The following is a 26,491-nucleotide window of genomic DNA, read 5'->3' on the forward strand; positions in this document are numbered from 1 at the left end:
GGAAGTCAGCGAATCAGTCCGTTCCCGACTCGATCGCCGCCGAGTCGAGCAGTGCGTCGGCCGCCGAGACGGTGCCGCGCGAGGCGATGGCCTCCGCGCCGCCGTCCGGGACCTCGCCGATCAGCCTGGTCGGTTCCGGCTGGGCGGAGATGAGCGCCGACTGGCGGGTGCCGACCATGCCGAGGCCCGCGAAGAGCTCCAGCTTGGCGCGGGAGTCCGCGATGTCGAGGTTGCGCATGGTCAGCTGGCCGATGCGGTCGACCGGGCCGAACGCCGAGTCCTCGGTGCGCTCCATCGACAGCTTGTCCGGGTGGTAGCTGAACGCCGGGCCGGACGTGTCGAGGATCGAGTAGTCGTCGCCGCGCCGCAGCCGCAGCGTGACCTCGCCGGTGACCGCGGCGCCGACCCAGCGCTGCAGCGACTCGCGCAGCATCAGCGACTGCGGGTCGAGCCAGCGGCCCTCGTACAGCAGCCGGCCGAGCTTGCGGCCCTCGTTGTGGTAGGCCGCGACGGTGTCCTCGTTGTGGATCGCGTTCACGAGCCGGTCGTAGGCGATGTAGAGCAACGCCATGCCGGGCGCCTCGTAGATGCCGCGGCTCTTGGCCTCGATGATGCGGTTCTCGATCTGGTCGGACATGCCGAGACCGTGGCGGCCGCCGATGGCGTTCGCCTCCAGCACGAGGTCGACGGAGCTGCCGAACTCCTTGCCGTTGATGGTGACCGGGCGACCCTGGTCGAAGCCGATGGTCACGTCCTCGGTGGCGATCTCCACCGACGGGTCCCAGAACTTGACGCCCATGATGGGCTCGACGATCTCGATGCCCTCGTTGAGCAGCTCGAGCGACTTGGCCTCGTGCGTCGCGCCCCAGATGTTCGCGTCGGTCGAGTAGGCCTTCTCAGTGGACGCGCGGTAGGGCAGGCCGCGCTCCAGCAGCCACTCGGACATCTCCTTGCGGCCGCCGAGCTCGGTCACGAACTCCGCGTCGAGCCACGGCTTGTAGATGCGCAGCGACGGGTTCGCGAGCAGGCCGTAGCGGTAGAACCGCTCGATGTCGTTGCCCTTGTAGGTGGAGCCGTCGCCCCAGATCTGGACGTCGTCGTCGAGCATGGCGCGCACGAGCATGGTGCCCGTGACCGCGCGCCCGAGCGGGGTGGTGTTGAAGTACGCGCGGCCACCGGAGCGGATGTGGAACGCGCCGCACGCCAGCGCCGCGAGTCCCTCCTCGACGAGCGCCGACCGGCAGTCCACCAGCCGCGCGATCTCGGCACCGTACGTGCCCGCGCGGCCGGGGACCGTGTCGATCTCAGGCTCGTCGTACTGACCGATGTCCGCGGTGTACGTGCACGGCACCGCGCCCTTCTCACGCATCCACGCGACCGCGACGGAGGTGTCGAGACCACCGGAGAAAGCGATGCCGACGCGTTCGCCGGCGGGAAGTGAAGTGAGCACCTTGGACACGTTGAGAATTATGCACGACAATGTATGAGCATGCACGTCGGGGTGGCTGTTAGCTGCGCCTCAGCGATGTCGTCGCTGGTAGTGAGCCAGATGTCGGGCCGCGCCGCCAGCTGGGCGAGGGTCAGGTCGAGGTGCTTGTGCCGCAGCGGCCAGCCACGGGCGAACGGCCGGAGCAGGACGGTCCGGGCGTCCAGCTCGCCTGCGTGATAGGCGAACTCCGGTGGCGCCGGCGCGGGCCCGAACCAGCCGCGCGGGCTCCGGCCGGTCGCGCGGTCGATGGCGTGGACCGCCTCGGGTTCGCTCGCCAGCCACACCCACCCGCGTGCTTCCCCGGCCTGGACGAGCTGCGGGTACTGCTCGACGGCCGCGCGGGTGAGCGGAACGGTCGCGCGGATGCCGTGGCGGTCGAGCGCGTCGATGGTGTGCCAGATGCCGACGCGGGCGCCGTAGTCGCGCCAGCCGTGGTCGTTCGCGATGTCGAGGAGGACGTACATGGCTTGCGTGTTGGCTGTCATGCCGGGACGGTAGGAGCTGACACCAGTGTCAGGTTCAAGGGTTCGAGGGGGCGAACGTGAAGATCGGCGAACTTGCGCGGCGCACAGGCGTGAGCGAACGGTCGTTGCGCTACTACGAGCAGCAGGACCTGCTGGCGTCCACGCGCACGTCCGGTGGCCAGCGGGAATACCCGGACTCGGCGGTCGACCGGGTGATCAGGATCCAGGAGCTGTTCGCGGCCGGCCTGCCCAGCAAGAAGATCGCCCTGATGCTGCCGTGCATGCGCGACTACGACGGCGGGCCGTCCGAGATCGCCACCCCGCTGCTGGTCGAGGACCTCAAGAAGGAACGCCTGCGGATCGACCGGATGATCGCCGACCTGCACGCCACCCGTGACGTGCTGGACGACGTGATCGACGCCGCCTCGGACTAGTGGCGTGGCCCAGTACGACGGCCGGGTAATTCGCCTGGCAACGTACTGGGCCACGCCACTAGCGCTCGAGTTCGTCCGCCTTCTCCCGCATGCGCTCGATGCTGCCCTCGTGCTCGTCGGCGCGCATCGCCGTGACGGCCGCGAACAGGTGCGCGCCCGTGTACGGGTCCTGCTCCTTGCGTTCGTAGACCTCGCCCAGCGTGGGGTCGTACATCGCGTCCGACATCGCCGCGAGCAACGCCCGCATCCGCGGCGCCACGCCCTTGGGGGCAGAGGCGTCGATGATCGGCGTGACGCGTTCCCAGACCTCGTCCGGCGGGCCGGGCGGGTAGAGCTGGTTGAGGCCGAGCAGGCCGTTCTCCAGCGCGCCCATCACGAGCCGGATCTCCTCGTCGTCCGCGGGCAGCAGTGTCGCGACGCTCTCCGCGTCACGCTCGTGGTAGGCGATGGCGAGCCGCAGCCCGATCGCCTGGCTGCGGTTCTTCTGCTCGGGCTCGAGGAACCACCACTGCTGCTGCGCGGTCCTGGGAAACATGTCTCGCAGTGTGCCGGTGATCGGCTGTTTCCGCCCGAGAAGGTTTAGGTAAACCTAACCAAAGGTGTACGTGCTCGCATGCCGCACTACTCCGCGTTCGACAGGTTCACGATCAAGGCCGCCACGAAGGCCGCCGAACTGGTGATGGCACCCGCGAACCGGCGCGAGGTCTTCGACCAGTTCGTCATGACCGTCACCGCGGTGACCGAGCTCAGCGAGCACATGCGCCGCATCACCTTCCACGCGCCGGAGTTCACGTCGTTCGAGCTGACTGGCCCCGACGAGTACTTCGGCCTGCTGACGGCGAGCGGCCGCGAGCTGGTCATGCCCGCCGACGACCGGATCAACGTCCGCACGTCGTTGCGCGCCATGGCCGAGGACGTGCGGCCGGACCTGCGCTGGTACACGATCCGCGCGCACCGTCCCCCGGCCGGCGAGATCGACGTCGACTTCGTGGTGCACGGCGACGCGGGCCCCGGCACGCGCTGGGCCCGGCTCGCCATCGCGGGCGACAAGGCGGGCTTCCGCGCGGGCGGTTCGGCGTACCGGCCACCCACGTCGAGCTCGGTGCTGCTCGCGGCCGACGAGACGGCGTTGCCCGCGCTGTCGGCGATCCTCGAGGTGGAGACGCGGCCGATGCACGTCTTCGTCGAGGTGCCGGACGAGTCCTACCGGGTCGATCTCGACGTGGAGTGGGTGTTCCGGAGGTCCGGGGCGCCGGGTTCCGCTGTGCTGCCGGCGATCCAGGGCAAGGCTCTGCCCACTGTGGAGTACGCGTGGGCGTGCGGGGAGTCCGCGCTGGCGACCGGGGTGCGGCGGCATCTGGTGAAGGAGCGCGGGGTGGACCGCAAGGCGATCATGTTCAGCGGGTACTGGAAGGTCGGCTCAGCCCGAATGTGAAATTCCCGGCCGGCAAAGATTTGGCGAACTAGCTGGACGTGAACGCTGTTCATGTACCACCTTCTGCCTCGCAAGCCTCTCCGCCCCTGCTCACGGAAATTGAGGCCCCTGTTGAGGAAGTTCCTGCCAGCGCTGGCCGGCGCGCTCCTGATCACCGCACTCCTGCCCGGTGTCGCGCTCGCCGACCCGCCGCAGGCCATCCCCGCCAACCACACGGCGGAGGACGGCAAGTGGCAGCCGGCGTTCGACTACGACGGCGACGGCTGCTACCCCACCCCGGCGATCTCGCCGACCGGTCAGGTGGCGACCGGCCTGAAGAACTCCGGCGCGTTGAACGGCCAGTGCCACGACCGGTCCGACCTGGACAACACCAACTCCTACAGCCGCTCCAAGTGCAACAACGGCTGGTGCGCCTACCTGTACGACCTGTACTTCGAGAAGGACCAGGCCGTGCCGGGCTGGGACTGCTGCGGCCACCGGCACGACATCGAGCACGTGATCGTCTGGGTGCAGAACGACGTGGCCCAGTACGTCTCGACGTCGGAGCACGGCAAGTACAAGACCCACCCGCGCGCGAACGTGGCGTGGGAAGGCACCCACCCGAAGATCATCTACCACAAGGACGGCGCCAGCACGCACTGCTTCCGCCTCGCGGGCTTCAACGAGCAGGCGGAGAACCACTACGGGGTCTACCAGTACCCGGCCCTGGTGAGCTGGGACCGGTTCCCCGCCGGGGTGCGCGACATCCTGGTGAACGCGAACTTCGGCAGCGCCTCGCTGGCGATCAAGGACGGCGCGTTCAACCACAACCTCGGCATCGCGAAGCCGGCCGGGATCCCGTTCGACCCGAATGCTTGATCTTTTGGCTGCGCAGTTACTTGGCCACGCGATCAAGCCACTCGGCCAGGAGGGCCCGTTCCGCTGGAGACAGCATCAGGGGCGGGTCCTCCTCCAGTGCCACCCGAAGTGCGATGGCCCTGCTCGGGATGTCCGTCGGCTCGTCCGGTGAGGCGTCCGTCGTGATCGCCCTGATCACCTGTTCTCTGCTGAAAGTGATCAGCTCCAGGTCGCGGTCCTCTTCCGGCGTCGCGATCAACGACAGCACCACGCCCGTGCCCGCCGCGTGCACGAACTGCGCGGCCTGATCGATCGGCACCGTCAACCGGCCCACCTGCGCGATGCGGCTGATGATCTCGCGGAGCATCGCGTCCGCCTCCAGCCGCGCCTCGCGCTTGCGCGGCTCGCCGTACATCAGCAGGTAGAACGCGGGCCGCGCCAGACCGAACCCGATGTGCAGCTCCCACCCGCGCCGCAGGTCGTCGACCGGGTTGTCGCTCGCGCCCATCGCGTGCTTGGTCGCGAGGTAGTCGGCGAAGCCGTAGGCGGCGACGGCGTCCAGCAGGCCGTCCTTGTCCCCGAACAGCCGGTAGAGCGTCGGCGCCTGCACACCCGCCGCCGCGGCCACCGCGCGCGTGGAGACAGCCTCCTTTCCGCCCTCGATCAGCAGCTCGGCCGCGGCCTTCACCAACCGCTCCCTCGTGTCCATGTAACGACGATAACACATTTGAGGTAGCGCTGGTTCGATATCAGTGCTACGTTGATTGTGTTATCGCCGGAAACAGCAGCTAGGGAGCACCGACATGACTCGCGTTGCGATCGTCACCGGCGGATCGAGGGGCATCGGGCGGTCAGCCGCCGAGCGTCTCGCCGCGGACGGCATGGCCGTCGTCATCGTCTACGCCGGCAACAAGGTCGAGGCCGACAAGGCGGTCGAGGAGATCACCGCTTCGGGCGGCCAGGCCATCGCCGCGCAGGCCGACGTGGCCGACCCGGCGGCTCTGGGTGCCGCTTTTGATCTCGCGGCCGAGACGTTCGGCGGCGTGGACGTCGTCGTGAACTCGGCGGGCATCATGCCGTTGGGCACGGTCGCCGACATGGACCTCGACGTCTTCGACCGCATCATGCGCACCAACGCGCGTGGCACGTTCGTCGTCTCACAGCAAGCCGCGCGCCGTTTGCGCAACGGCGGCGCCATCATCAACGTCTCGTCATCGGTCGTGGGCCTGCGTTTCCCGCAGTACGGCGCCTACGCCATGTCGAAGGGCGGCGTCGAGGCGCTGACCCTGGTCCTGGCCCGCGAACTGCGCGGCCGTGACATCACCGTGAACGCCGTCGCCCCCGGCCCCACCGCCACCGCGCTGTTCCTGGAGGGCAAGGACGAGGCGACGATCGACAACCTCGCGAAGCAGGCGCCGCTGGAGCGCATCGGCTCCCCGGACGACATCGCCGAGGTCATCTCCTTCCTCGCGGGCCCGGCCCGCTGGATCAACGGTCAGGTTGTTCGTGCGAACGGAGGCATCATCTGATGGGCAAGGTCATCGTTGTCACGGGAGCGTCCAGCGGCTTCGGAGCGCTGGCAGTGCGTGCTCTGGCTCGCGCCGGGCACACCGTCTACGCGGGCATGCGAGAAACCGTTGGCCGCAACGCCGCGGCCGTCGCCGACCTCGGCGCGTTCGGGGCTTCTGGTGACTTCGACGTGCACGCCGTCGAGCTGGACGTGCAGTCGCAGTCGTCAGCCGATGCCGCTGTTGCGTTAATCATTGCCGAGCAGGGCCACCTCGACGTGGTCGTGCACAACGCCGGCCACATGGTCACCGGCCCGGCCGAGGCGTTCACGCCGGAGCAGTACGCGGCCCTGTACGACGTGAACGTCCTTGGCACGCAACGGGTCAACCGCGCTGCTCTGCCACACCTGCGTTCACAACGCTCCGGCCACGTCGTGTGGGTGGGTTCATCGTCGACGCGCGGCGGCACTCCCCCGTACCTGGCCCCGTACTTCGCGGCCAAGGCGGCAATGGACGCGGTCGCCGTCTCGTACCGCGCCGAGCTGCTGCGGTTCGGCATCGACACCACGATCGTCGTGCCGGGCGCGTTCACCCACGGCACCAACCACTTCGCGCACAGCGGCACCCCCGCCGACACGGACGTCGCTTCGGCGTACGAGGAGTTCTATCCAGGCTTGATGGAACAAGTCGGCGCTCGACTCGCCGAACTGGAGCCCGCGTGGGCCTCTGTTTCAGCCGTCGCTGAAGCTATCGTGGACGTCGTGAACGCCGCGCAGCCGCCGTTTCGCGTGCACGTCGACCCGTCCGACGACGGTGCCGCCGTGGTGAACGCCGTGGCGGACCGGGTGCGCAGCGAGTTCCTGCGCCGGGTGGAGCTGGCCGACCTGATCTAGGCCTGGCTGAGGAGCGCGGACACGGTGACGAACCGGAAGCCGCGCTCCTTTAGGCCGTCGATGATCGGCCCGAGCGCCTGCCGTGTCGGCTCCCGCGCCCCGAACATCGAGTGCAGCAACACGATGGAACCCGGCTTGGTGCTGCCCAGCACCTCGCTCTCGATCTCTTTCGCGGTGTGCGCGCCCGCGGAGTCCGGCTCGACGTCCCACATGATCGTCTTGCGGTCGTGGGTCTCGAGGTAGTGCGGCAACGTGAAGAGCTTCTTGCCGTTGGGCGGCCGGAAGTGGATCGGCCCCTGGTACCCGGTGGCGCGGATCAGCTCGTCGGTGTCCTCGATCTCCTTGGCCACGAACCCCGGCGACACGAGGACCATCCGCTCGTGCGAGTAGGTGTGGTTGCCGATCTCGTGCCCGGCCTCCGCGATCTTGCGGCCGAGGTCGGGGTACTGCTTCAGGCCGCTGCCGTTGAGGAAGAACGTCGCCGGCACCTGTTTCTGGGCCAGCACGTCGAGCGTGGCCTGGGCGCCGGCCGGGTCCGGGCCGTCGTCGAAGGTCAGGGCGATGACCTTCTCGGTGGTCTCGACTCGGGCCACCAGCTCACCGAAGAACTGGAAGGTGCGGGAGCTGCTGATGTTCCACAGTGCTGCTGCGGCTGCCAGTACGATGACGAGGCCGACTGCGGTGATGATCGTTGGCTTGCGGCGCAACCACTTCATGCGCCCACTATGGCCAATGCGGCTTTTCCCACCCGCAGCACCCCGTCGTCGAGCGGCACGGTGCGGATGCCGCCCTTGCCTCGCAGGGCTTTGAACGCGCCCGGAGCGATGACGGCGTCCATCCAGGCACACGGGTTGGCCCGCCGGTGGACCTCGAAGCGCACCGGTCCGTCGCCCGTGTCGAGGCTGAAGATCGTGCCGCGCGGCAGTGAGTCCACATCGAACCCGCGCACGACAATGTTCCGTCGTGCCAGCAACGGGTCGACCGGCCACGGGTCGAGTGACTCGGCGGCGATCAGGGTGATCGCGGCGTTGCGGTGCGCCCGGTGGTTGAAGAACCTGTCGCCGACGATTCCCAGCTGGGCGCGGATCTCCACGTGGTCCCGCGAAACGGGTTCAGGATCGGGACGAGGGCCGTCCGACGGACGGCCCTCGTAGGCGTGCACAGGTGAGACGTGCAACGCGACGATCTCTACCTCTCGCCGAGCTGCCATTCCGGCCTCACGTAGTGGCACGTGTAGCCGTTCGGGTAGCGCTCCAGGTAGTCCTGGTGCTCCGGCTCGGCCTCCCAGAACTCCGTCGCCTGGGTGACCTCGGTGACGACCTTGCCCGGCCACTTGCCGGAGGCGTCGACGTCGGCGATGGTGGCCTCCGCCACCTGCTTCTGCGCGTCATCGGTGTAGAAGATCGCCGACCGGTAGCTGGCGCCGATGTCGTTGCCCTGGCGGTTGCGGGTCGACGGGTCGTGGATCTGGAAGAAGAACTCCAGGATCTGCCGGTAGCTCAGCTGCTCGGGGTCGAACACGATCTCGATGGCCTCGGCGTGGTTGCCGTGGCGGCGGTAGGTGGCGTTGGGCGTGCTGGGGTCGCCGGTGTAGCCGACGCGGGTGGAGACGACTCCGGGGTGGCGGCGGAACAGGTCCTGCATGCCCCAGAAACAGCCGCCCGCGAGAACAGCCTTCTCCGTCACGGTAATTCTCCTCTGCTCGGTGTTCACTCAGCAGAACGTTCGGGGCCGGGCTCATCATCCCCGTCAGGTTGTGACGTATCCATTACGGGCGCCACCGAGCGGGCCTCGATGACCTCGCCCAGGTAGCGCAGGACGACGGCCACGGCGGCGGCCACCGGCACGGAGAAGAACGCGCCCGCGATGCCGTACAACGACGTACCCGCGGTGACGACCAGCAACACCACCGCCGCGTGCAGGCGCAGACCGCGCGACTGCAGGATGGGCTGCAGCACGTTGCCCTCGACCTGCTGCACCACGATGACGATGATCAGCATGATGATCGCCGTGGTCAGCCCGTTGCTGACGAGCGCGACCAGCACCGCCAGCGCGCCCGCGATCAACGCGCCGATGATCGGGATGAAGCCGCCGAGGAACGTCAGCGCGGCCAGCGGAATGGCCAGCGGCACGCCGAGGATCACCAGGCCGAGCCCGATGAAGACCGCGTCGATCAGCGACACGACCGCCTGACTGCGGATGAACGAGCCGAGCGTCACCCAGATCCGCTCCAGCACGGTCGTGACGTGCTCGCCCGCCCGCTCGCCGATCAGCCCGCGCAGCCACGGCGTGAACCGCATGCCGTCCTTGACGAAGAAGAAGGCCAGCAGCAACGCCACCAGACCCGTCACCACTCCGGACGTCACCGCGCCCGCGCCGGTCAGCAACCCGTTCGCGATGGACCCGATACTCGACTTGATCTGCTCGACACCCTGGGCGATCAACCGGTCGAGGTCCGTGTCGCGCAGGTTGAACGGCGGCCCGGCCACCCAGTCCTGCAGCTTCTGCACGGCCTCGGTGGCACTGTCGGCGATCTCCGGCACACCGGACGCGATCGACGACGCGATCGCCGCGATCACCCCTCCCAGCACCGCGAGCCCGACGACCAGCACGATCGTCGCCGACAGCGCCGAGTTCAGCCCCTTCGACATCAGCCACCTGGCTGGCGGCCACAGCACGGTCGTGATCAGCAACCCCAGCAGCACGGGCATCACGACCACCCACAGCTGCCCGACCAGCCACGCGACCATCCAGAAGCCGAGCGCCGCCAGCGCCACCCGCAGACTCCACCGCGCGAGCCAGCTCACGCCGTGCCCGATGGCCTCACCCTTGTCCGCCCACCTGCGTTCCCGTTCCACGCACACAGTCTGTCCTGATCTAGCCCGAACGGGTGGCGACATGCCGTCAGATCGTTACGCCTGACCCCAGAACGCGTCCTCCTCGGCGGGGTCGGCGGTGAACAGCCACACCTCGACGACCTTGCCGTCGACCACGCGCATCACGTCGACCCCAACGCCGTCCATCTCGGCACCGGAACGCTTGCCAGTCCAGTGCACCGGCGCCGCCACGATGTCGCCGTTGACCATCAACGGGGCGTTGCGCTTCAACGTGAACGTGCCCTCGGAGACGGCCATCATGCCGCCGATCATGTCGCCGACGGCCGCACTGCCGTGGTGCACACCGGAGAACCGGTTCGCGCCCGGCTGGTGCCACACGATGTCGTCGGCGAACTGGGCGGCGACGGTGGCGAAGTCGCCGGACTCGAGGGCGTCGAAGTAGGTGGTGATGACGGCGAGCGGGGAAGTCATTGGTTTCTCCTTTGCACTGGTGTTGCCCTATGCTCACCAAAGGTAACCAATTACCTCAACGTAACTAACGGACGGATGTGCGCCATGTCACAGACGGTGCCCGACTGGAGCGTGCTGGCCGCCTCGTGCCCCTCGCGGAAGAGCCTCGCACGCATCGCGAACAAGTGGACGGCGATGGTGGTCACGGTGCTGGGCAACGGGCGCATGCGGTTCGGCGACCTCAAACAGGAGATCGACGGCATCAGCGGCAAGGTGCTGACCGAGACGCTTCGGGATCTTGAACGGGACGGGCTGGTCACTCGGCACGTGTACGCGGAGGTGCCGCCGCGAGTCGAATACGAGCTGACGGAGCTCGGGTTCACCTTGCACGAACCGTTGTTGGTGTTGTGCCGCTGGGCCGAGCAGCACATCGCGGAGGTGCTCGTGAACCGCGAGAGGTACGACGCGCGCTAACGAAGGAGCACGCCGTCGACGTCGGGCATGACCGAGCCGCGGATCAGGTTGCGCACGACCGGCTGGCCGGACAGCCGGAAAGCCATGTCGCGCAACGAGATTCGCAAGCGGGACGACGGCGCCATCCAGCCGATGAACTTCCGCCCGAACTCCTGGGTGCGCGCGACGACCGGTTTCATCCGCGCCTGATAACGCTCGAACGCGCCGTCCGTACCCACAGCAAGCTCCTCGGCCAGCACGAACGCGCCGGTCATCGCGAGCGACGCGCCGTGGCCCGCGAACAGGGAGACCGCCCCGCACGCGTCGCCGACCAGGACGACCTTGCCGCGATGCCAGACAGGCATGTCCACTTGGGACACAGTGTCGAAGTAAACGTCGGATGGCACAACGGAAAGCAGCGAAGGCGCCACCCAGCCCAGGTCACCGAACCGCTCCCGCAGCGCAACGGCAGGATCCGCGGGCAACACCGAAGAAGACGACCGGTACAACATCAACGCCGCGAGAGCCCCGTCGCGCACGGCGTAGCAGCCGATCATCCGGTGCGGCACGGTCAACATCTGGTAGCGGTAGCCGATTTGCGCGCTCAACGCCGGATCGTCCAACGAATACGCCGCCACGTGATGCCCGAGGTACCGCACGGACGACGGCCCGAAGACCAGCTCGCGCACCCGTGAGTGCACGCCGTCCGCACCGACGACCAAGTCGAAGTCTTCCAGCTCTTCAACCGAAGAAACCGTTGTCCCGTAACGGATCGGCGAACGCACGGCGTCGCGGAGCACCTCCGCCAGGTCACCCCGCAGCAGGCTGACCACTCCGTCCGCGACCGCCTCGTAGGCCTCGGTGGAGATCGAGGCACGCTCTCGGCCGCGCTCATCCACGCTGGCCACGGACGAGATCGGCGCGCGACGGGCCTCCACCGCCGGCAGCAGGCCCATCCGCCGTGCCACCTCGTGACCCGGTCCGAAGAAATCGATCATGTAGCCGCCGGCGCGGAACGCGGGAGCCTTCTCGACGACCAGGACGTCCCAGCCGGCTCGTTCCAGCCACCACGCCGTCGCCAGCCCGGCTATTCCCGCTCCGACGACCAACGCTCGTTGGGCACTCGACTTAGGCATATGCCCAATCTAGCATCACCCGTGCATGCGCCGGCTGCTCCGTCCGCCACTCCACAGCCAGATCCCGACCCCGGCCGCCACCAGCACGCCCAGCCCGAGCAGGCCGTCGGGAATGCCGTCGTCAGGTTGCTGTTGCCGCTGCTGGGAGTTCTGCGTGATGACCTGCGGCACGCGCGGCACAGAAGGCGCGATCGACGACGGCTGCGCGACCAGCGCCAGCGGGATCGCCTCGGTGTCGGCGAAGTCGACCATCCCGGTGGCTTCCAGCACCTGCATGTGATCCAGCACGGTGTCCATGCAGACCTTGGCGTAGTCGCGGATCGCGGTGTTGCGCGTGCCGGTCCGCACCGAGGCGAGGAACTTGTAGACGCCGCCGTGCGCCGCCCGCAGCCGGTTCGCGAAGACCTTGTCGAACTCGACGCTGCGTGCGGGCGCGGCCGCCATCTCGTTCAGCCAGCCCTGTTGCGCGTCGCTGGGCTGGGTGGGCAGCTGCACGTTCAACGTGCGCGCGAGCTGGGCGGTCCGGCGGTCGAGGTTCGCGTGCCCGTCGATCAGGTGCCGGCCGGCCTCCTGCACCTTCGGGTTGGCCGACTTCTCGAGCCCCATCCGCCCGGCGGGACCTTCCCACAGCCCGGCGAGCGCCACCTTCTGCAACAGGTCGCGCCCGGCAGGCCCCATCGGCCCGAACGGGGTTTCCACGTAGTCGGGTCCGAGGTTCGGCTGGGCGAACGCGGGTGGCGCACCGACCAGCAAGACCAGTCCGTTGCACAGTGCAATGGTTATCGGTTCGTTACCAACAGCCGACCCTGTAGAACTAGCTGGGTGAGTGATGTCGACGACCTGACCGACGCGGTCCTCACCGCGTCCCGCCTGCTGATCGCCGTGTCGGCACGATCGCTGGCGGCCGTCGAGGAGACGCTCACGCTGCCCCAGTTCAGGATGCTCGTCTTGCTGGAGAGCCGGGGCCCGATGAAGCTCACCGCGCTCGCGGACCTGCTGGAGGTCAACCCGTCCACGGCGAAGCGCATGATCGACCGGCTGGTCACGTCGGGCATCGTCGACCGCGAACCCAACCCGGCCACCAAACGCGAGGTCGTGGTCGTCGCGAGCACCGCGGGCCGCCGGGTCGTGGGCGAGGTGATGACGCGCCGCCGAGCAGAGATCAGCAGGATCGTGGCCCGCATGCCGGAACACCTGCGGCACGGCCTGGTCGAGGCGCTGACCGCCTTCACCGACGCCGGCGGCGAACCGCGCTGGTCAGCCCGCGACGAGACGCCGGAGTGGGCCCGCGACCGCGCGGAAGTCGACTGACTCGTCCAACGCGCGGTGCAACACCAACCCGTCGATGACAGCACCCAACAACAACGCGATGGCATCGGCGTCCTGCACTTCAGCGCTGCGCAGCCAGTCGGCGACGCGCGATCGGAAGTCCACGACCAGCGCCGCGAGTGAGGTGCGCAGCTCGGGGAGCCGGTGCGCGGCCAGGAACGCCTCGGCCAGCAACAGCGACTCCGGATCCGTACCGGTGAACCGAGAGAGGTCGTCGAGAACGCGCTCGATGCCCGCCGACGGTTCGCAATCCCCCAACGCGTCGGCGGACTCCCCCAAGATCCGCTCGGCGAACTGCAGCGCCGCCGTCGAGAGCAGTTCCTGCACCGACGAGAAGTGGTAGTGGACCAGCGCGGCGTTGACGCCGGCGCGTTCGGCGACCAGCCGCGTGGTCACCGCACCCCAGCCGACCTCGCCCACGAGCTGGGCGGCGGCGTCGAGCAGTTGTTCACGGGTGCGGCGACCGCGGTCGGCTGACTTGGGCACGCGCCTAACTTAGCTCTCGGCCCGCTTCTGGAACGCGTCGAGCACCTCGACCCAGCCGCCCGAGTTGTCCTCGTGAGCCTTCGCCCGCAGCTCGTCCGACCCGGCGAGCGCCGCGAACCCGCTCTCCACGACGCGCAGCCGCGTGCCGGAACCCTCCGGCGCGAGGGTGAACTCGACCAGCGTGGTGTTGTCCGCGGTCAGGTCTGCGCCGCCGAACGCGCTGGCCCAGCGGTAGGACACGTAGGTCTGCGGCGTCACGGTCTCGACCCGCACGGGGAAGTCGCCGTACGTGTCGTTCTTGCACACGGTCGTCTCGCCCTCGACGGCCGTGCCGGACGGCGCCGAGGCCACCCACCAGCCCGGCTCGGTCACCAGCTGCCACACGCGCTCCGGCGTTGCCTCGATCAGGGTCTCGCGTTCGATCCGGTCCACGGTCACGACAAACTCCCAACGTCCGCCAACAAGTGCAACCTCAGGGTTGCATATCCCCAAGCAACGCGCAACTCCAGGGTTGCATGTCTAGATCGCGCTCGGGAAGGGGTGGCGGGCGGCGAACTCGGGAGCCGTCATCCCGAACAGCACCACGTCGTGGTGGCGGCCGGCGAAGAACTCGTGGTCGCGCAGTCTGCCTTCCTCCGTGAAGCCGAGCTTGCGGTGGAACGCGAGAGAGGGCTCGTTGAAGGCCCACACGCTCGCCTCGCACTTGTGGAACCGCCGTTCGCCGAACATGTAGTTCAGCAGCAGTGGCACCGCGTCTGAGGCGTAGCCGCGTCCCTTGTGCTCGGTGCCGATGGCGATGCCGTAGCCGAACCGCCCGGCCCGGTGGTCCACCGACTGCGTTCCCACCGTGCCGACGAGCGCGCCGTCTTCGAGCGACTCGATCCCCAGGTTGAACTGATCGCGGTCCACCGGCTTGACCGCGGCCTTCTCCGCGAACTCGCGTTGCCGCGCGGCCGACCACGGCGGCTGCACCTTGTCAGCCCTGCGCATGTCGGTGGTGTTCTCGTCGAACTTCTGGAACGCCTCCCAGTCCGCCGGCTCGATGCCGCGGAGCCGGACGCGTTCTCCTACCCAGACAGAGCTCATCGCAAGATCAAACGACCACCCGTTCGTGTCCGGCAACCGGATTACTACTATCGCCCGGTGACCGCCTACGACGATCTTGAGCTCGACACGACGGTGCTGCCGGAACGCCAGCAGAGGATTCTGGTCGCCATCCGCGACTGGGTGGTCGAGCACGGCTACTCCCCCAGCACCCGCGAGATCGGCGAGGCGGTCGGCCTGAAGTCCTCCTCCAGCGTCTCCAAGCACCTGTCGGCGTTGGAGGACAAGGGTTTCCTCAAGCGCGGCTCGTCGGTGACGCGGCCGATGGACGTGCGGGTCTTCCTGCACGAGACGGCGTCCGCGCAGCTGTCGGACGACTCGATCTCGGTGCCCGTGGTCGGTGACATCGCCGCCGGTACGCCGATCTCCGCCATCGAGCACGTGGACGACGTGCTGAGCCTGCCGCGCGGGCTGGTCGGGCGCGGCAGCAACGTGTTCGCGCTGCGCGTGCGCGGTGACTCGATGATCGACGCGGCGATCTGCGACGGCGACATGGTCGTGATCCAGCAGGCGCAGGAGGCGTACAGCGGGCAGATCGTCGCCGCGATGATCGACGAGGAGGCGACGGTCAAGGTGTACCAGCGCCGCAACGGCCACGTGTACCTCGAGCCGCGCAACCCCGACTACCCCGTGATCGACGGCGACAAGGCCGTGATCCTGGGCATCGTCGTGTCGGTGCTGCGAAGCGTTTAGAGGGCACCCCAGTCCCGCTCCTTCAGGTGTTCGACGACTACCTGCGCGGCTGCGGTCGGCGTTCCGCGGGTCACCAGGTAGAGGGTGTTGAGCGGCGGGATCTCCGGCTGGTGCAGCAGTTCGACGGACCCGGCGGTCAACGCCGGTTCGGCCAGGTAGCGGGGTAGCGCGGACACGCCCGCTCCGGCGACCACAGCCGCCAGCACCGCGCGCAGGTCCGGGACGACCACGGCCGTGATGTTCTTGGGCCGCTTGCCGAACTCGCTGCGCCAGTACCTGCGGATGATCGGCAGCTCCGGCGAGTAGGCGACCAGCGGCAGGTGTTCGAGGGCTCGCGCCGGGTCTGCTGCCAGCAGTTCCCTGTCGACGGTGCTGGCCAGCAACGGCGGTCCGACCAGCAGGAACTCCTCGTCGGTCAACGGCGTCGCGGTGTGGCCCGAGCCCGGTCGGACCGAGGACAACACGACGTCGAGCTGTCCTGCCTTCAGGGCGTTGAGCAAGTCGTTCGCGAGGCCGAGCGTGACCTCGAACCGGATGCCGCGCTGGACCAGCGGGGTGAGCGCGGGCAAGCCGCGGACGGTCAGGAACTCCGCCGCTCCCCCGATCCGCACGGTGCCTTCGAAAGCGGGCGCGGGGTCGAGCGCGGTGCGCAGGTGGTCGAGGTGGGGGCCAACGCGGCGGGCCAGCTCGTCGGCGCGGAGTGTGGCCGTGACGCCGCGGCTGCCCCGGATGAACAGCTGTTCGCCGAGCTCTTTCTCCAGCTTGGCGAGCTGACCGCTCACTGCGGGCTGGGTGAGGCCACGCCGGGTCGCCGCCGCCGTGAGCGAGCCGCCCCGGTAGATCTCCACGAACGTCGCCAGCAGATCCAGGTCCGTCAAGCTCGCAGCCATAAGACAGCTTATAGCCTGGCGGGCACCTATGAAGGATTTGTGATGGCATGGATGCCATGAAGAAGCTGCTGATGGTCGTGTCCGGCGCCGACTCCCTGACGATGGCGGACGGCACGAGCCACCCCACGGGGTTCTGGGCGGAGGAGGTCGTCGAGTCGGTGCGCGTGCTCCGCGAGGCCGGTGTCGAGGTCACGGTCGCGACGCCGGGCGGTGTCGTGCCGACCGTCGACAAGGCCAGTTTGGACGGCACGTTCGACGAAGCCGTTGCGTCCCTGGCAGATCTGCGTGCGCCCGCGACGTTGGAGTCTCTGAAGGCGGCCAACTTCGACGCGATCTACCTGCCCGGCGGCCACGGCCCGATGGCGGATCTCGCATTTTCCGACGCGCTCGGCACGTTGCTGGCGGAGTTCCACGACAGCGGCAAGCTGGTCGCGGCGCTGTGCCACGGGCCGGCCGGACTGCTCTCGGCGGTCCGCGCGGACGGCTCGTTCGTGTTCGCGGGCAAGGAGATGGCCGTGTTCAGCGACGAGGAGGAGCGCCAGGGCGGCCTCGACGTGCCCTACTCGGTGTCCGGGCGGTTGGCCGAGCTGGGCGCGCGGCTCGCGCCGGGTGAGCCGTGGTCGAGCACGGTGATCGTGGACGGCAGGCTCGTGACAGGGCAGAACCCGCAGTCCACTGTGGCCACCGCTGGGCGCGTCGCTTCGCTGATCTAGCGGAGTGCCGCCGCGATCTGTTGCAGCAGAGCCGGTTCGTCGGCTTTGGTGACCGGCAGCTCGGTCGGCGCGTTGTCCCAGTCGACGTCGTCCATCTCCAGCACGGACTTCCGGTCGAAGTCGAGCGCGCGCTCGCCGAGCTCCGGCCCCAGCAGGTCGATGACGAGCCCGGTGTCCACTGTGGTGTGTTGCGCGAGCAGGGCGGCGTCGTAGAGGTCCTTGGCCTGCGGGTAGGAGTCCGTCATGAGCCACTGGAGCTTCCACGCGAGCGACAGCTCCTGGTTCGCGGCGAGCAGGGTCGCGCCGGCGACCCGCACGGGTTCCGGCGCGATCGGCAGCTCCTCCTCGAACACGAGGTCCATGTGCACCGACCCGTGCGGCAGGCCCCGAACCTCGAACGGGCACGCCAGCCGCAGCCCCGGCACCCGTTCGTAGGTCCAGATGGGCTCGATGTCGATCGGACCGGGGCACAGCACCGGACCGGGGTCGGCGTGGACGGCCGTGCTGATGTCGTCGACGAGCTGTTCCGCGTCCTGGCTCCCGAACGCGATGGTGCTGGGCGTGACCACGAAGTCGAGGTCACCGGGCTCGCGCGCGGCGTCGCCGAACCACTCCCGCAGCACCACGCTGCCGCGCAGCACCAGGTGCTCCGACCACCGCGACCTGCTGATGAGGTGCAGCAGACGGGCCATCGCCGCGCGCCGCCCGTTGAGCCACCGCGCACCGTCCACGGGGTTGCCGAACCGCGGGTCGCCGGCCCGGAAGGCGTGCCGGTACTGCTTGAGCGCCGGCTCGAACACGGCGCGCTGCTGGATGTCCTGGCCCGGCTTCACCTTGAGCGGGTTGTAGGTCACCGGGAAGCCGCGCACCCACGACGGTGCCTGCCGCAGCCGCTCGTCGTGGCTGCGGACGTCGAGCTTGCCGTCGATCCAGCCGTTGTCGGCGTGCAACGCGTCGTCGTCGACGACGTACTCCTCCTCGACCTCCAGCACCTCGAACTGCTTCAGATCCTTGAGCAGAGCCGTCAGTCGCGCCTTCGCCGTCTCACGTCCAACGCCGAAGCACCGCTGCGTGACGAAGCGTTCTTCTTTGTAGTCCGCACGGAGACGACGCGCGTTGCGTGACACGTGCGCGTTGTGCCGCTCAACGGTCGTGAAGACGGCCACGTGCCACTTCGCGGGCAACAGCAGCTTCACGTGGTGCTCGAAGTAGCGCTCGGGGTCGGCCTCGGCGTCCGTCTGCGGCACGCCCTCGTTCCACGGCGCCGCCTCGATCTTGACCCTGACGACGTACAGCTCGGCTTCGAGCATCCGGCCGCGCCAGCTCTCGGCAGTCGCGCGCACCTCGTCGATGGTGCCGCTGACGCCGATCGTCAGCATCGGCTGGGACGGCAGCTCGCCGCACTGCAGTTCGATGTGGGTGAACTTCAGCTGGTGCTGCTCGGCGAACTTCGCCAGCTCGTCGACCTGCCACTCCGAACCGGTCAGGTGCAACTCGAACTCGCCCGAGTACATGGCCTCCCCCTCTTCGAGGCGCCGACCCTAGCCCAGCATCACCTGCACCACGCACAACAAATACAGCAGCAACGGCCCGCGGCTCAGCTGCATGACGAGCCCGAGCGGCACCGGCCCGAGCACACCGAAGTCGATCGCGGCGACGCCGTAGTCGAGCGGCGGCCGGGTGGCGATCCGGTAGACCACGGCCACCGCCCCGACCGCCGACACGACAGCGTTGAGCCACTCGACGTGCGGCGTGAACGGCGCCGTGACCGCGCACCACACCACCGCGCCTGTCACGGGTATGACGAGGTGCGCGAGACGAAGCGTGCGGTCCGGTACACCCGTCGCCCGGCGGATCGCCGCTGACCGGCAGACGGCTTTGAGGCCGGCGGCCAGCCGGTCGGTGGCGAGGAACGCGGCGATCAAGTGCACGGCGGGGACCCACTCGACCTCGCCGCCCAGCGCCACCAGTGCGGGCAACGGCAACAACCCTGCCCAGACGAGCAACGCGTTCGGTGCCCGCCGGACGCGGAGCAGATCCGTCCACACCAGCACGGTGAGCGGTGAGCCGCGCAGCCTGGCAGACCGGACGCGGCCGAGCTGCCGGGCGCGGCGTTCGGCCAGGATCGTGCCGAGCAAGGTCAGGTCGAGCCAGCTCGCCGACACGCGTGCCACCGCCGCCAGGGAGGCACCAGCGGACAGAGCGGCGCGGTTCAGGCGGCGCAACGACAGGCCGGCGACCACGACGAGCACCACGGCGATCGTGGCGGCGACTGGAGTCAGCCAGGCAGCGCTGGGAAGGGCGAACCCAGCGGGCCGCAGGAACAAGGCACCTACGGCTGCCGCGGCCAGCACGCTCAGGGAGCCCTGCAGGCGCACCGCGGCCCGCTGCAGCACCACCGCACCCGCCACCACCGCGACCCCGGCCGCCGCCGACCCGGCGAACAACTCGAGCCCCGGCACCGAAGCCGCCCCCACGACCCCGAACACCGCGGCGGGCCACACCGCCCCCACCGCCGCGCCAAACCCGAGCAACCCGAGGAACCGCGGCATCAGCACCGCACCCCGGTCCACCGGCGAGCTCAACACCCAGAACGCCCGGTCCCGCCCGGCAAAAACCGGCCCGAGCGCCAGCAAAACCTTGAGCAGCACGACCGCCGCCAACACGGACAACCACAGCGCTGTCCACGAACTCAGAGGTTGCCCGGTCTTCTGCAGCCCCTTGAACGCCACGCCCCACCCGATCGCCCCGACGATCGCCACGTTGACCAGCCGCACGTACCACTGAGTGAGCCGGACCCGCCGCGGCGCAGGCGGACGCCTAAGCCGCCGGCGGATCTCCAAGGCCGACGGGGTCGTCACAGCGTCACGGTGCGATCGGCGACCGCCTCGACCAGGTCCTGGTCGTGCGACGCGAACACGACGGCCACCCCGGCCGCCTTCTCCGCCTTGAGCCGCTCCCGCAGCCAGGTCCGGCCCAGCACGTCGAGGCGCTGTTCCGGTTCGTCGAGCACCAGCAGGGCGCGCGGCCGCACGAAGCAGGAGGCGAGGCCCAGCCGGTGCCGCTGGCCGCTCGACAAAGTGGGCGGCAGCTGGTCGCGCACCTCGTCCAAGCCCAGCGAGGAAAGCACGTCCTGGACCTCGCGTTCCGGCGTGCCGTGCAGCCACGCCAGCAGCCGTAGGTGCTCCACGACGGACACGTCCGGGAAGTAGTCGGCGTCGTCCAGCAGCGAAGCCACCGACGACCGCACGAGAGCCGACGACTCGTCCAGCACGGCACCGCGGAACAGCACAGACCCGGTGTCGAGCGTCTCGGCGCCGACCAGGCAGCGCAGCAGCGTCGACTTGCCGGACCCGTTCGAGCCGAGCACGGCCACGGCGTCACCCAGGTCCACCGTGAACGAGAGACCTGCGAAAACGGGGATCCCGCCATAGCTGAAGCCGGCGTCCCCCACGGCCAACGACATGTGATCAGCCTAATGGGAATACCTCGGGCACCTGTGCGTTAGGGTAGATGCAAACGCATATAACCCAGACAGAAGGAGGCGGGGACCGTGCAGTTCGGAGTGTTCTCGGTGAGCGACATCACCAGGGACCCGGTGAGCGGCGAGACCCCCAGCGAAGCCGAGCGCATCGACGCGATCGTGCAGATCGCGGAGAAGGCCGAGGAAGTCGGGCTCGACGTGTTCGCGATCGGCGAGCACCACAACCCGCCGTTCTTCTCGTCGGCGCCCACCACGTTGCTCGCCCACATCGCGGCGAAGACGAAGAGGCTGATCGTCAGCACCGCGACGACGCTGATCACCACCAACGACCCGGTGCGCATCGCCGAGGAGTACGCGATGCTGCAGCACCTGGCGAAGGGCCGCATGGACCTGATGCTGGGCCGCGGCAACACCGCGCCGGTCTACCCGTGGTTCGGTCAGGACATCCGGCAGAGCCTGCCGCTGGCGCTGGAGAACTACAACCTCCTGCACCGGTTGTGGCGCGAGGACGTCGTCGACTGGGAGGGCAAGTTCCGCACGCCGTTGCAGGGCTTCACGTCCACGCCGCGGCCGTTGGACGACGTGCCCCCGTTCGTGTGGCACGGCTCGATCCGCACGCCGGAGATCGCGGAGCAGGCCGCCTACTACGGCGACGGCTTCTTCGCGAACAACATCTTCTGGCCGAAAGAGCACTACATGCGGCTGATCAAGTTCTACCGCCAGCGGTACGCGCACTACGGCCACGGCACCGAGAAGCAGGCCGTCGTCGGCCTTGGTGGCCAGGCCTACATCGCGAAGCGGTCGCAGGACGCGATCAAGGAGTTCCGGCCGTACTTCAACGAGGCACCGGTCTACGGGCACGGGCCGCGGATGGAGGACTTCATGGAGCAGACGCCGCTGTCGGTCGGCAGCCCGCAGGAGGTCATCGACAAGACGCTGACCTTCCGCGAGCACTTCGGCGACTACCAGCGCCAGATGTTCCTGATGGACCACGCCGGCCTGCCGCTCAAGACCGTGCTGAACCAGCTGGACCTGCTGGGCGAGGAGGTGGTTCCGGTGCTGCGCAAGGAGATCGAGTCGCGCCAGGACCCCGAGACCGCCAAGCCGCCAACGCACGCGCTGCGCGTCACGGAGAAGTACGGCGACCAGCCCGCGCGTCAGCCGCGCCCGAACGCCAACCGGGGTGACAACGTCACGGGTGGCTCGCCGTACCAGGACAACAAGTGACGCGAGCGAACGAGGCGTGGGAGTCGCTCATGCGGGCCTACGCCGTGCTGATGAAGCAGTTCAACGCGGAGGACGTCTGGGGCGACCTGACGATGCGGGAGTACGACGTCCTCTACACGTTGTCCAAGTGCGACAGTCCACTTCGGATGAGTGAGCTGAACCGCCACGTGCTGCTGAGCCAGCCCGCGCTGTCCCGCATGGTCGACCGCCTGGTCGACCGCGGGCTGGTGGACCGCTGCACGGACCCCGGTGACCGCCGGGGTGTGCGCCTGTCGCTCACCCCGGCCGGCCGTCAGACCCAGCAGGACATCGGCCGTCCGCACGCGCGCAGCGTCGCCCGTGCGTTGAACGTGCTGACGCCACAGGAACTCGAGCAGCTGGCCGTGATCACCGCCAAGCTGGCCGGAAACGAGGAGAAATGACCACCCAGTCCCGGGATTTGGGACAGTTCCAGCTCGTCGTCGTGTCGGCCGGGACTAGCGACCCGTCGTCGACGCGGCTGCTCGCCGACCGCGTGTCCCAGCGCGTGGCCACGCTCGGCCTGCAGAAGCAGCTCACCGTCGAGATCAAGGCGATCGAGCTGCGCGAGCTGGCCGGCGAGATCGCGAACGCGCTGGTGTCCAACCACATCGGCCCGAAGCTGCAGAAGGCGATCACCGCGCTCCAGCACGCGGACGGCATCGTCGCGAGCACCCCGGTCTACAAGGCGGGAGCGAGCGGGCTCTTCACGTCGTTCTTCCAGATCCTGGACAACGACCTGCTGATCGCGAAGCCCGTCGCGCTCGCCGCGACCGCCGGCACGGCCCGGCACGCGCTGGTGGTCGACGACCAGATGCGCGGCCTGTTCGCCTACCTGCGGACCGTCGTGGTGCCGACGTCGCTGTTCGCCGCGACCGAGGACTGGACCGACCCCGGCCTGAACAAGCGGATCGACCGCGCGGCCCTCGAACTGGTGGCGCTCATGGCCTCCGGGTTCGAGAAGCAGGTGCGCGAGGAGTCGTGGGGCCGCTACCAGCACGAGTTCGGCAGCGCGGGCGGCACCGAGCTGTCGATCGACCTCGACTCGGACCTGATGAAGCTCGCCGCGGGCGGTTCAGCGAACTAGCGGCCCAGAACTCGGAACCAGCTCAGCATCCGGTCGGGCGCTGGACCCACTCGACCCACTGGCCGATGTCGACCGGACAGGTCTGGTAGGTGTTCCCGCCCTGGTCTTCCAGGAACTCCCGCCAGATCGCACTCATCACCCGCGGTGTGAAGGGATCCCGGCCGCCGGCCAGTTCGGTGATCCACTCCCGCCGCCGGATGACTGCGTCGACGTCGAGCGCACCAGCGTCGGAGTAGACCCGGTCCGGCAGGAACAGGCCGGACGAACTCGCCCAGCCGACGAACGCCTGCAGGTCCTCGACGGCGCCGGTCCGGTCACCGGTCATGGCTCTGGCGATGCCCCGCGCGCTGTGGAACGGTCCCGAGTCCGGCGACAGTTCCACAGCGCGGTCGCATGCGTCGAGCACCTCCTGCGCGTGCCGGCTGACCACACCGGTCAGGCAGACGAGGTGGGCCAGCTCGGCGTCGTCGTTGTCGTTCGCCGTCGCCAGCCTGGCCGACTCCCGGAACGCGGCCGCGGCGGCGGGCCCGTCCTTCTGGTTGAGTCGGGTCTGGGCGATGTCGAGCTGGTTCAGCACCACGGAGCCGTCCACCGGAAGTCCGGGGCACACCTCGATCTTGCCGGTCGTGTAGGCCTCGATCGACTGGTGGTCCAGGTTTCTCGGCACGATCGCGCAGGCACGGCGGAACCACTCCTGCGGGTCGTGGTTGTGCAGGCTGACGTAGGTGGGCGCCTTCTCGCCGCTGCCCTTGGCCACCGTGACGAGTACGCGGCGAGCCGGGTCGAAGGTCAGCGCCATCAGGCTGGCGGCCGTCCGGAACCGGGGCAGCGCGGTCCAGGTGGCGGTCTCCCAGAGCGCGACGCCGTAGTTGGTCGTGGTCGTCGCCAGGTGCCCGCCGTCGGAGCTGAACACCAGCTCGGGCGCGTAGTTCTCGCTGTCGTTGCGGAACGAGCGGATCTGCTGCCCGGTCGCGTGATCCCAGATCCGGACCGTGCGGTCGGCGGCGTTCGACGCGAGCCGGTGCTGCCCCGGCTGGAAGGCCACGGCGGTGACCACCTCGTCGTGCCGCAACGGCCCGCCGGCCGGACGCCCGTTCTCCAGATCCCAGAGCAACACGGTCTTGTCCGCGCTCCCCGACGCCAGGAGCCGGCCGTCGGAGCTGAAGGCCAGGCTGGTCACGTCGCCGTCGTGGGCCTCGAAGGTGTGCACCAGCTCGTGGGTCCTCGCGTTCCACACCCAGATCCGCTTGTTCCCTCCCGCGGCGACCAGGTTGAGATCCGGGCTGAACGCAAGGCTCCGCGTGGTCAGCTTCCGGCCGTCGCAGACCAGTGACCGGCACGGCGCGTCGGAGACCAGCGGGGTGTCCAGGAGGGTCCACGTCCTGGTGTCCCACCGCGCGATGTTCCCCGCCGAGGACGCGACCTGCAGCACGCCGCCGTCCTGGCTGAACCGCAGCACATCGAGGTAGCACGGGTGGTACGGACCCACGACGTCCTGGCGCCGGTGCGGGCACACCGGCGCCACCGGGAACCGCCGCACGACTTTGCGGCTGTCCCGGTCGTACACGAACAGCACACCGTCGGCGCCACCCAGCACGATCGTTTTACCGTCCGGGCTGACCGCGACACTGCGCGGATCGGATTCGCGATCACTGAACCTCGCGGTGGTGTGCGAGTCCGCGCCGAGCGACCACAGCATGATCGTGTTCAGCAGATCGCCGGTCGCCAGGTGCCGGCCGTCCGGGCTGAACGCCACCGCGGTGACCGCCGAGTTGTAGGCCGCGAAGGTCCTGGGCCGTTCCTGGACGGCGGCCGCGTTCCACACCAGCGCCCTGCCGTCCTGCCCGCCGGTGGCCACCCTCGTGCCGTCCGGGCTGAACCGGATCGCCCGCACCTGACCGGTGTGTCCCTGCCACGACTCCAGCAGACGCCGGGATCCGGTGTCCCACAACCGGATCCGGCCGTCCCTCGTGCCCGCGGCGATCCGGGTGGCGTCCGCGCTGACGTCCACCGCCGTGATCTCCTTGCCAGGGGCGACAAGCGGCTCGCCGATCAGCTCTCCGGTGCCCGTGTGCCACAGCTGGATGAACGACTGAGTGCACCCGTCGTTCGCGATCACACCGTTCTGCAGGCAGCCGGCGCCGGCCATCGTCGTCCGGCTGCTCGCGAAAGCCGACACGTACCGGGGCAGGCGGACCGACGAGACCTGCCGCCACGTGCCCGGCTCCCAGGACTGGAACTCCGTGCCGCCGTCCGGGCAGGGCCCACAGCTGCGCACCTGCAGCCTGCCGTCGCCGTCGAACGCCACGCCACGCCGGCCGAGGCTCTCGTCGGGCCCGAACGCGGGTTTGCCGGTGACCAGGTCCCACACCGCCGTGCTGCCCGTACCGCTCGAGGCGAGCCTCGTGCCGTCGGGGCTGATCGCGACGTCGAAGACACCGCCGCGGTACGTGTACTGCGACGCGCTGACGAGCTGCCGCCGCCCGGTCGCCGGATCCCACCGGAAGATCCTGCCGTCGTCGCCCGCCGAGACCAGCTCTCCGGTGCCGGGCCGGTAGACGAGGTCGCGGATGCCGTCACTGGCGACCGGCGGGTTCGACACGATGACCTTGTTCGCCGTGTGGCCGCGCAGGATCCGGGTCAGGTGTGGCTGGGACTCGAGGGCGGCGTGCAGCGCCGCCAGCGTCCGGTCGGTGCGCCGCAGGTCGACGGCGGTGAGCGCGAACAGCAACGCCTGCCGCGGGTCCTGCCGGCTGACCGTCGCGGTGTTGCTCTCCGCCGCCAGCAGGTTCGCGAGCCGGTCCTGGGCGACGTCCGCGCTGTGCCGCGCCGCGTCGGCTTCCCGCTCGGCACGCTTCCACTGGCACCCCGCGATGAACAGCAGCACGACCAGGATCATGGACACCGCCTGGCTGATGCGGTTCAACCGCCGCTGGTTCCTGCGGTCCTCGCTGTCGATCTCGTCCGGATCGAGGCCGTGGATCGGCCCCGCGAGCTTGCACACCGCGGTGCGGAACCTCTGGTTGCGCAGCGTGAGATCGGCTCCCGGTTCGGCCCAGGTCAGCGGCACCCAGCCCGGCTGTGCGGGGAACCAGCCCTTGAGCTGGCGGGGCAGGGCGGTGGTCCGCTCCCAGTCGAAGTCGCCCTTCTCCTGGTCCCAGACGATCTCGCCGCCGGTGTGCGCGATCAGGAACGAGCTCGCGTCCCGGTTTCGCTGCCAGTAGCCGATCTCCCGCCGGACCCAGCGGGACCGGACCGCACCGGGCGAAGCCATCAGCACGAAGTATCGGGAACGCGCCAGCGCGCCTTCGACGACGGCCCACAGATCCGGGTTGGCGGCCAGGTTCTCGTGATCGCGGAAGATCCGCATGGCACGAACACGCAGCGGTTTCCGGTTCATCCGCCGCAGTGCCCGGTGCAGCACCGGGGCGAGCCGGCGATCGGCGTCGTGGCTGTAGGAGATGAAAGCGTCATAGCCTTCTTTTATGCGCCCACCGCGGCGTTTCCAGAGCATGCCGCACAAT

The 26,491-nt window shown here is 69.0% G+C and carries 31 protein-coding genes; 12 read left to right on the forward strand and 19 right to left on the reverse strand.

Annotated features, from left to right (window positions below; all coding sequences use genetic code 11):
- Positions 1–13 precede the first annotated feature (13 nt).
- Positions 14–1,459, reverse strand: a complete 1,446-nt coding sequence (gene argG / locus DI276_RS23915) for an argininosuccinate synthase (RefSeq protein WP_112266976.1) — start codon at positions 1,457–1,459, stop codon at positions 14–16.
- An 8-nt stretch (positions 1,460–1,467) separates the two neighbouring features.
- The gene (locus tag DI276_RS23920; protein WP_112266978.1) at positions 1,468–1,974 is read right to left on the reverse strand and encodes a polysaccharide deacetylase family protein; all 507 of its coding nucleotides are present in this window, start codon (positions 1,972–1,974) and stop codon (positions 1,468–1,470) included.
- A 56-nt stretch (positions 1,975–2,030) separates the two neighbouring features.
- Here DI276_RS23920 and DI276_RS23925 point away from each other — a divergent pair, with 56 nt between their 5' ends.
- Positions 2,031–2,387 carry a MerR family transcriptional regulator gene (locus tag DI276_RS23925; RefSeq protein WP_112266980.1) on the forward strand — a complete coding sequence of 119 codons (357 nt, stop codon included), beginning with the start codon at positions 2,031–2,033 and terminating at the stop codon, positions 2,385–2,387.
- A gap of 58 nt (positions 2,388–2,445) precedes the next feature.
- On the opposite strand, the gene DI276_RS23930 is transcribed toward DI276_RS23925, so the two are convergent.
- Positions 2,446–2,922 carry a hypothetical protein gene (locus tag DI276_RS23930; protein WP_112266982.1) on the reverse strand — a complete coding sequence of 159 codons (477 nt, stop codon included), beginning with the start codon at positions 2,920–2,922 and terminating at the stop codon, positions 2,446–2,448.
- A 78-nt stretch (positions 2,923–3,000) separates the two neighbouring features.
- On the opposite strand from DI276_RS23930, the gene DI276_RS23935 reads away from it, so the two are divergent.
- Both DI276_RS23935 and DI276_RS23940 read left to right on the forward strand, forming a co-directional pair.
- The gene (locus DI276_RS23935) at positions 3,001–3,822 is read left to right on the forward strand and encodes a siderophore-interacting protein (RefSeq protein WP_198680851.1); all 822 of its coding nucleotides are present in this window, start codon (positions 3,001–3,003) and stop codon (positions 3,820–3,822) included.
- A gap of 111 nt (positions 3,823–3,933) precedes the next feature.
- Entirely contained in the window at positions 3,934–4,680 is a 747-nt protein-coding gene (locus DI276_RS23940) for an NPP1 family protein (RefSeq protein WP_232836865.1), read from the forward strand.
- A 16-nt stretch (positions 4,681–4,696) separates the two neighbouring features.
- Here the strand turns inward: DI276_RS23940 and DI276_RS23945 are convergent, their stop codons facing one another.
- Positions 4,697–5,368: a TetR/AcrR family transcriptional regulator gene (locus DI276_RS23945; RefSeq protein WP_112266986.1), complete on the reverse strand. Its 672-nt coding sequence runs from the start codon at positions 5,366–5,368 to the stop codon at positions 4,697–4,699.
- 94 nt (positions 5,369–5,462) lie between these two features.
- Between DI276_RS23945 and DI276_RS23950 the strand changes: the two genes are divergently transcribed.
- Both DI276_RS23950 and DI276_RS23955 read left to right on the forward strand, forming a co-directional pair.
- The gene (locus tag DI276_RS23950; RefSeq protein WP_112266988.1) at positions 5,463–6,188 is read left to right on the forward strand and encodes an SDR family oxidoreductase; all 726 of its coding nucleotides are present in this window, start codon (positions 5,463–5,465) and stop codon (positions 6,186–6,188) included.
- On the forward strand, positions 6,188–7,060 hold the full coding sequence (locus tag DI276_RS23955; RefSeq protein WP_198680852.1) for an SDR family NAD(P)-dependent oxidoreductase: 873 nt from the start codon (positions 6,188–6,190) through the stop codon (positions 7,058–7,060). Before DI276_RS23950 ends, DI276_RS23955 begins: the two co-directional genes overlap by 1 nt.
- On the opposite strand, the gene DI276_RS23960 is transcribed toward DI276_RS23955, so the two are convergent.
- The 5 genes from DI276_RS23960 to DI276_RS23980 are packed head-to-tail and all read right to left on the reverse strand — an operon-like array spanning position 7,057 to position 10,368.
- A complete protein-coding gene (locus DI276_RS23960; protein ID WP_112266992.1) occupies positions 7,057–7,776 on the reverse strand; it encodes a polysaccharide deacetylase family protein in 720 nt (239 codons plus the stop codon). The two genes, DI276_RS23955 and DI276_RS23960, sit on opposite strands and share 4 nt — an antisense overlap.
- Positions 7,773–8,270 (reverse strand): MOSC domain-containing protein, encoded by a 498-nt coding sequence (locus DI276_RS23965; protein ID WP_112266994.1) that lies wholly within the window; start codon positions 8,268–8,270, stop codon positions 7,773–7,775. Before DI276_RS23965 ends, DI276_RS23960 begins: the two co-directional genes overlap by 4 nt.
- The gene (msrA, locus tag DI276_RS23970; RefSeq protein ID WP_109643025.1) at positions 8,249–8,746 is read right to left on the reverse strand and encodes a peptide-methionine (S)-S-oxide reductase MsrA; all 498 of its coding nucleotides are present in this window, start codon (positions 8,744–8,746) and stop codon (positions 8,249–8,251) included. Before msrA ends, DI276_RS23965 begins: the two co-directional genes overlap by 22 nt.
- A 23-nt stretch (positions 8,747–8,769) precedes the next feature.
- A complete protein-coding gene (locus DI276_RS23975; RefSeq protein ID WP_232836866.1) occupies positions 8,770–9,918 on the reverse strand; it encodes an AI-2E family transporter in 1,149 nt (382 codons plus the stop codon).
- Between the two features lie 54 nt (positions 9,919–9,972).
- On the reverse strand, positions 9,973–10,368 hold the full coding sequence (locus DI276_RS23980) for a nuclear transport factor 2 family protein (RefSeq protein WP_112266997.1): 396 nt from the start codon (positions 10,366–10,368) through the stop codon (positions 9,973–9,975).
- Between the two features lie 84 nt (positions 10,369–10,452).
- Here DI276_RS23980 and DI276_RS23985 point away from each other — a divergent pair, with 84 nt between their 5' ends.
- Positions 10,453–10,821, forward strand: coding sequence for a winged helix-turn-helix transcriptional regulator (locus tag DI276_RS23985; protein ID WP_112266999.1), 369 nt, complete (start codon positions 10,453–10,455; stop codon positions 10,819–10,821).
- On the opposite strand, the gene DI276_RS23990 is transcribed toward DI276_RS23985, so the two are convergent.
- Both DI276_RS23990 and DI276_RS23995 read right to left on the reverse strand, forming a co-directional pair.
- Positions 10,818–11,936, reverse strand: a complete 1,119-nt coding sequence (locus DI276_RS23990; protein ID WP_112267001.1) for an FAD-dependent oxidoreductase — start codon at positions 11,934–11,936, stop codon at positions 10,818–10,820. The genes DI276_RS23985 and DI276_RS23990 overlap by 4 nt on opposite strands.
- 15 nt (positions 11,937–11,951) lie before the next feature.
- Entirely contained in the window at positions 11,952–12,689 is a 738-nt protein-coding gene (locus DI276_RS23995) for a DUF4142 domain-containing protein (protein ID WP_112267003.1), read from the reverse strand.
- Between the two features lie 69 nt (positions 12,690–12,758).
- On the opposite strand from DI276_RS23995, the gene DI276_RS24000 reads away from it, so the two are divergent.
- The gene (locus DI276_RS24000; RefSeq protein WP_112267005.1) at positions 12,759–13,247 is read left to right on the forward strand and encodes a MarR family winged helix-turn-helix transcriptional regulator; all 489 of its coding nucleotides are present in this window, start codon (positions 12,759–12,761) and stop codon (positions 13,245–13,247) included.
- Here DI276_RS24000 and DI276_RS24005 read toward each other — a convergent pair.
- The 3 genes from DI276_RS24005 to DI276_RS24015 form a co-directional block, all read right to left on the reverse strand.
- Positions 13,194–13,751 carry a TetR/AcrR family transcriptional regulator gene (locus DI276_RS24005; protein ID WP_112267007.1) on the reverse strand — a complete coding sequence of 186 codons (558 nt, stop codon included), beginning with the start codon at positions 13,749–13,751 and terminating at the stop codon, positions 13,194–13,196. The two genes, DI276_RS24000 and DI276_RS24005, sit on opposite strands and share 54 nt — an antisense overlap.
- Positions 13,752–13,760: 9 nt before the next feature.
- Positions 13,761–14,189, reverse strand: coding sequence for an SRPBCC domain-containing protein (locus tag DI276_RS24010; RefSeq protein WP_112267009.1), 429 nt, complete (start codon positions 14,187–14,189; stop codon positions 13,761–13,763).
- 81 nt (positions 14,190–14,270) lie between these two features.
- The gene (locus DI276_RS24015) at positions 14,271–14,837 is read right to left on the reverse strand and encodes a GNAT family N-acetyltransferase (protein ID WP_112267011.1); all 567 of its coding nucleotides are present in this window, start codon (positions 14,835–14,837) and stop codon (positions 14,271–14,273) included.
- 57 nt (positions 14,838–14,894) lie between these two features.
- On the opposite strand from DI276_RS24015, the gene lexA reads away from it, so the two are divergent.
- Entirely contained in the window at positions 14,895–15,548 is a 654-nt protein-coding gene (lexA, locus tag DI276_RS24020) for a transcriptional repressor LexA (RefSeq protein WP_112267013.1), read from the forward strand.
- On the opposite strand, the gene DI276_RS24025 is transcribed toward lexA, so the two are convergent.
- The gene (locus tag DI276_RS24025; RefSeq protein ID WP_112267675.1) at positions 15,545–16,426 is read right to left on the reverse strand and encodes a LysR family transcriptional regulator; all 882 of its coding nucleotides are present in this window, start codon (positions 16,424–16,426) and stop codon (positions 15,545–15,547) included. The genes lexA and DI276_RS24025 overlap by 4 nt on opposite strands.
- 68 nt (positions 16,427–16,494) lie before the next feature.
- On the opposite strand from DI276_RS24025, the gene DI276_RS24030 reads away from it, so the two are divergent.
- Positions 16,495–17,151, forward strand: a complete 657-nt coding sequence (locus DI276_RS24030) for a type 1 glutamine amidotransferase domain-containing protein (protein ID WP_112267015.1) — start codon at positions 16,495–16,497, stop codon at positions 17,149–17,151.
- Here the strand turns inward: DI276_RS24030 and DI276_RS24035 are convergent.
- Genes DI276_RS24035 through DI276_RS24045 form a run of 3 tightly spaced genes read right to left on the reverse strand, consistent with a single transcriptional unit; the run spans position 17,148 to position 20,617 of the window.
- Entirely contained in the window at positions 17,148–18,665 is a 1,518-nt protein-coding gene (locus DI276_RS24035) for a nucleotidyl transferase AbiEii/AbiGii toxin family protein (RefSeq protein WP_112267017.1), read from the reverse strand. The genes DI276_RS24030 and DI276_RS24035 overlap by 4 nt on opposite strands.
- A 27-nt stretch (positions 18,666–18,692) precedes the next feature.
- Entirely contained in the window at positions 18,693–20,012 is a 1,320-nt protein-coding gene (locus DI276_RS24040) for a DUF6297 family protein (protein ID WP_157984899.1), read from the reverse strand.
- A complete protein-coding gene (locus DI276_RS24045) occupies positions 20,009–20,617 on the reverse strand; it encodes an ABC transporter ATP-binding protein (protein WP_112267021.1) in 609 nt (202 codons plus the stop codon). Before DI276_RS24045 ends, DI276_RS24040 begins: the two co-directional genes overlap by 4 nt.
- A gap of 87 nt (positions 20,618–20,704) precedes the next feature.
- On the opposite strand from DI276_RS24045, the gene DI276_RS24050 reads away from it, so the two are divergent.
- From DI276_RS24050 to DI276_RS24060, 3 genes are read left to right on the forward strand one after another with little or no spacing between them, the layout of a single operon-like run.
- Positions 20,705–21,862 carry an LLM class flavin-dependent oxidoreductase gene (locus tag DI276_RS24050; RefSeq protein WP_112267023.1) on the forward strand — a complete coding sequence of 386 codons (1,158 nt, stop codon included), beginning with the start codon at positions 20,705–20,707 and terminating at the stop codon, positions 21,860–21,862.
- Positions 21,859–22,284 carry a MarR family winged helix-turn-helix transcriptional regulator gene (locus tag DI276_RS24055; protein ID WP_232836867.1) on the forward strand — a complete coding sequence of 142 codons (426 nt, stop codon included), beginning with the start codon at positions 21,859–21,861 and terminating at the stop codon, positions 22,282–22,284. The genes DI276_RS24050 and DI276_RS24055 overlap by 4 nt, the downstream gene beginning before the upstream one ends.
- On the forward strand, positions 22,281–22,967 hold the full coding sequence (locus DI276_RS24060; protein ID WP_112267025.1) for a CE1759 family FMN reductase: 687 nt from the start codon (positions 22,281–22,283) through the stop codon (positions 22,965–22,967). The genes DI276_RS24055 and DI276_RS24060 overlap by 4 nt, the downstream gene beginning before the upstream one ends.
- Before the next feature lie 22 nt (positions 22,968–22,989).
- On the opposite strand, the gene DI276_RS24065 is transcribed toward DI276_RS24060, so the two are convergent.
- Complete coding sequence (locus DI276_RS24065) at positions 22,990–26,481, reverse strand: WD40 domain-containing protein (RefSeq protein ID WP_112267027.1); 3,492 nt, start codon at positions 26,479–26,481, stop codon at positions 22,990–22,992.
- Positions 26,482–26,491 lie beyond the last annotated feature (10 nt).

Origin of the sequence: Lentzea terrae, from assembly GCF_003265345.1 — a bacterium.
GTDB classification, from domain to species: domain Bacteria; phylum Actinomycetota; class Actinomycetes; order Mycobacteriales; family Pseudonocardiaceae; genus Lentzea; species Lentzea terrae.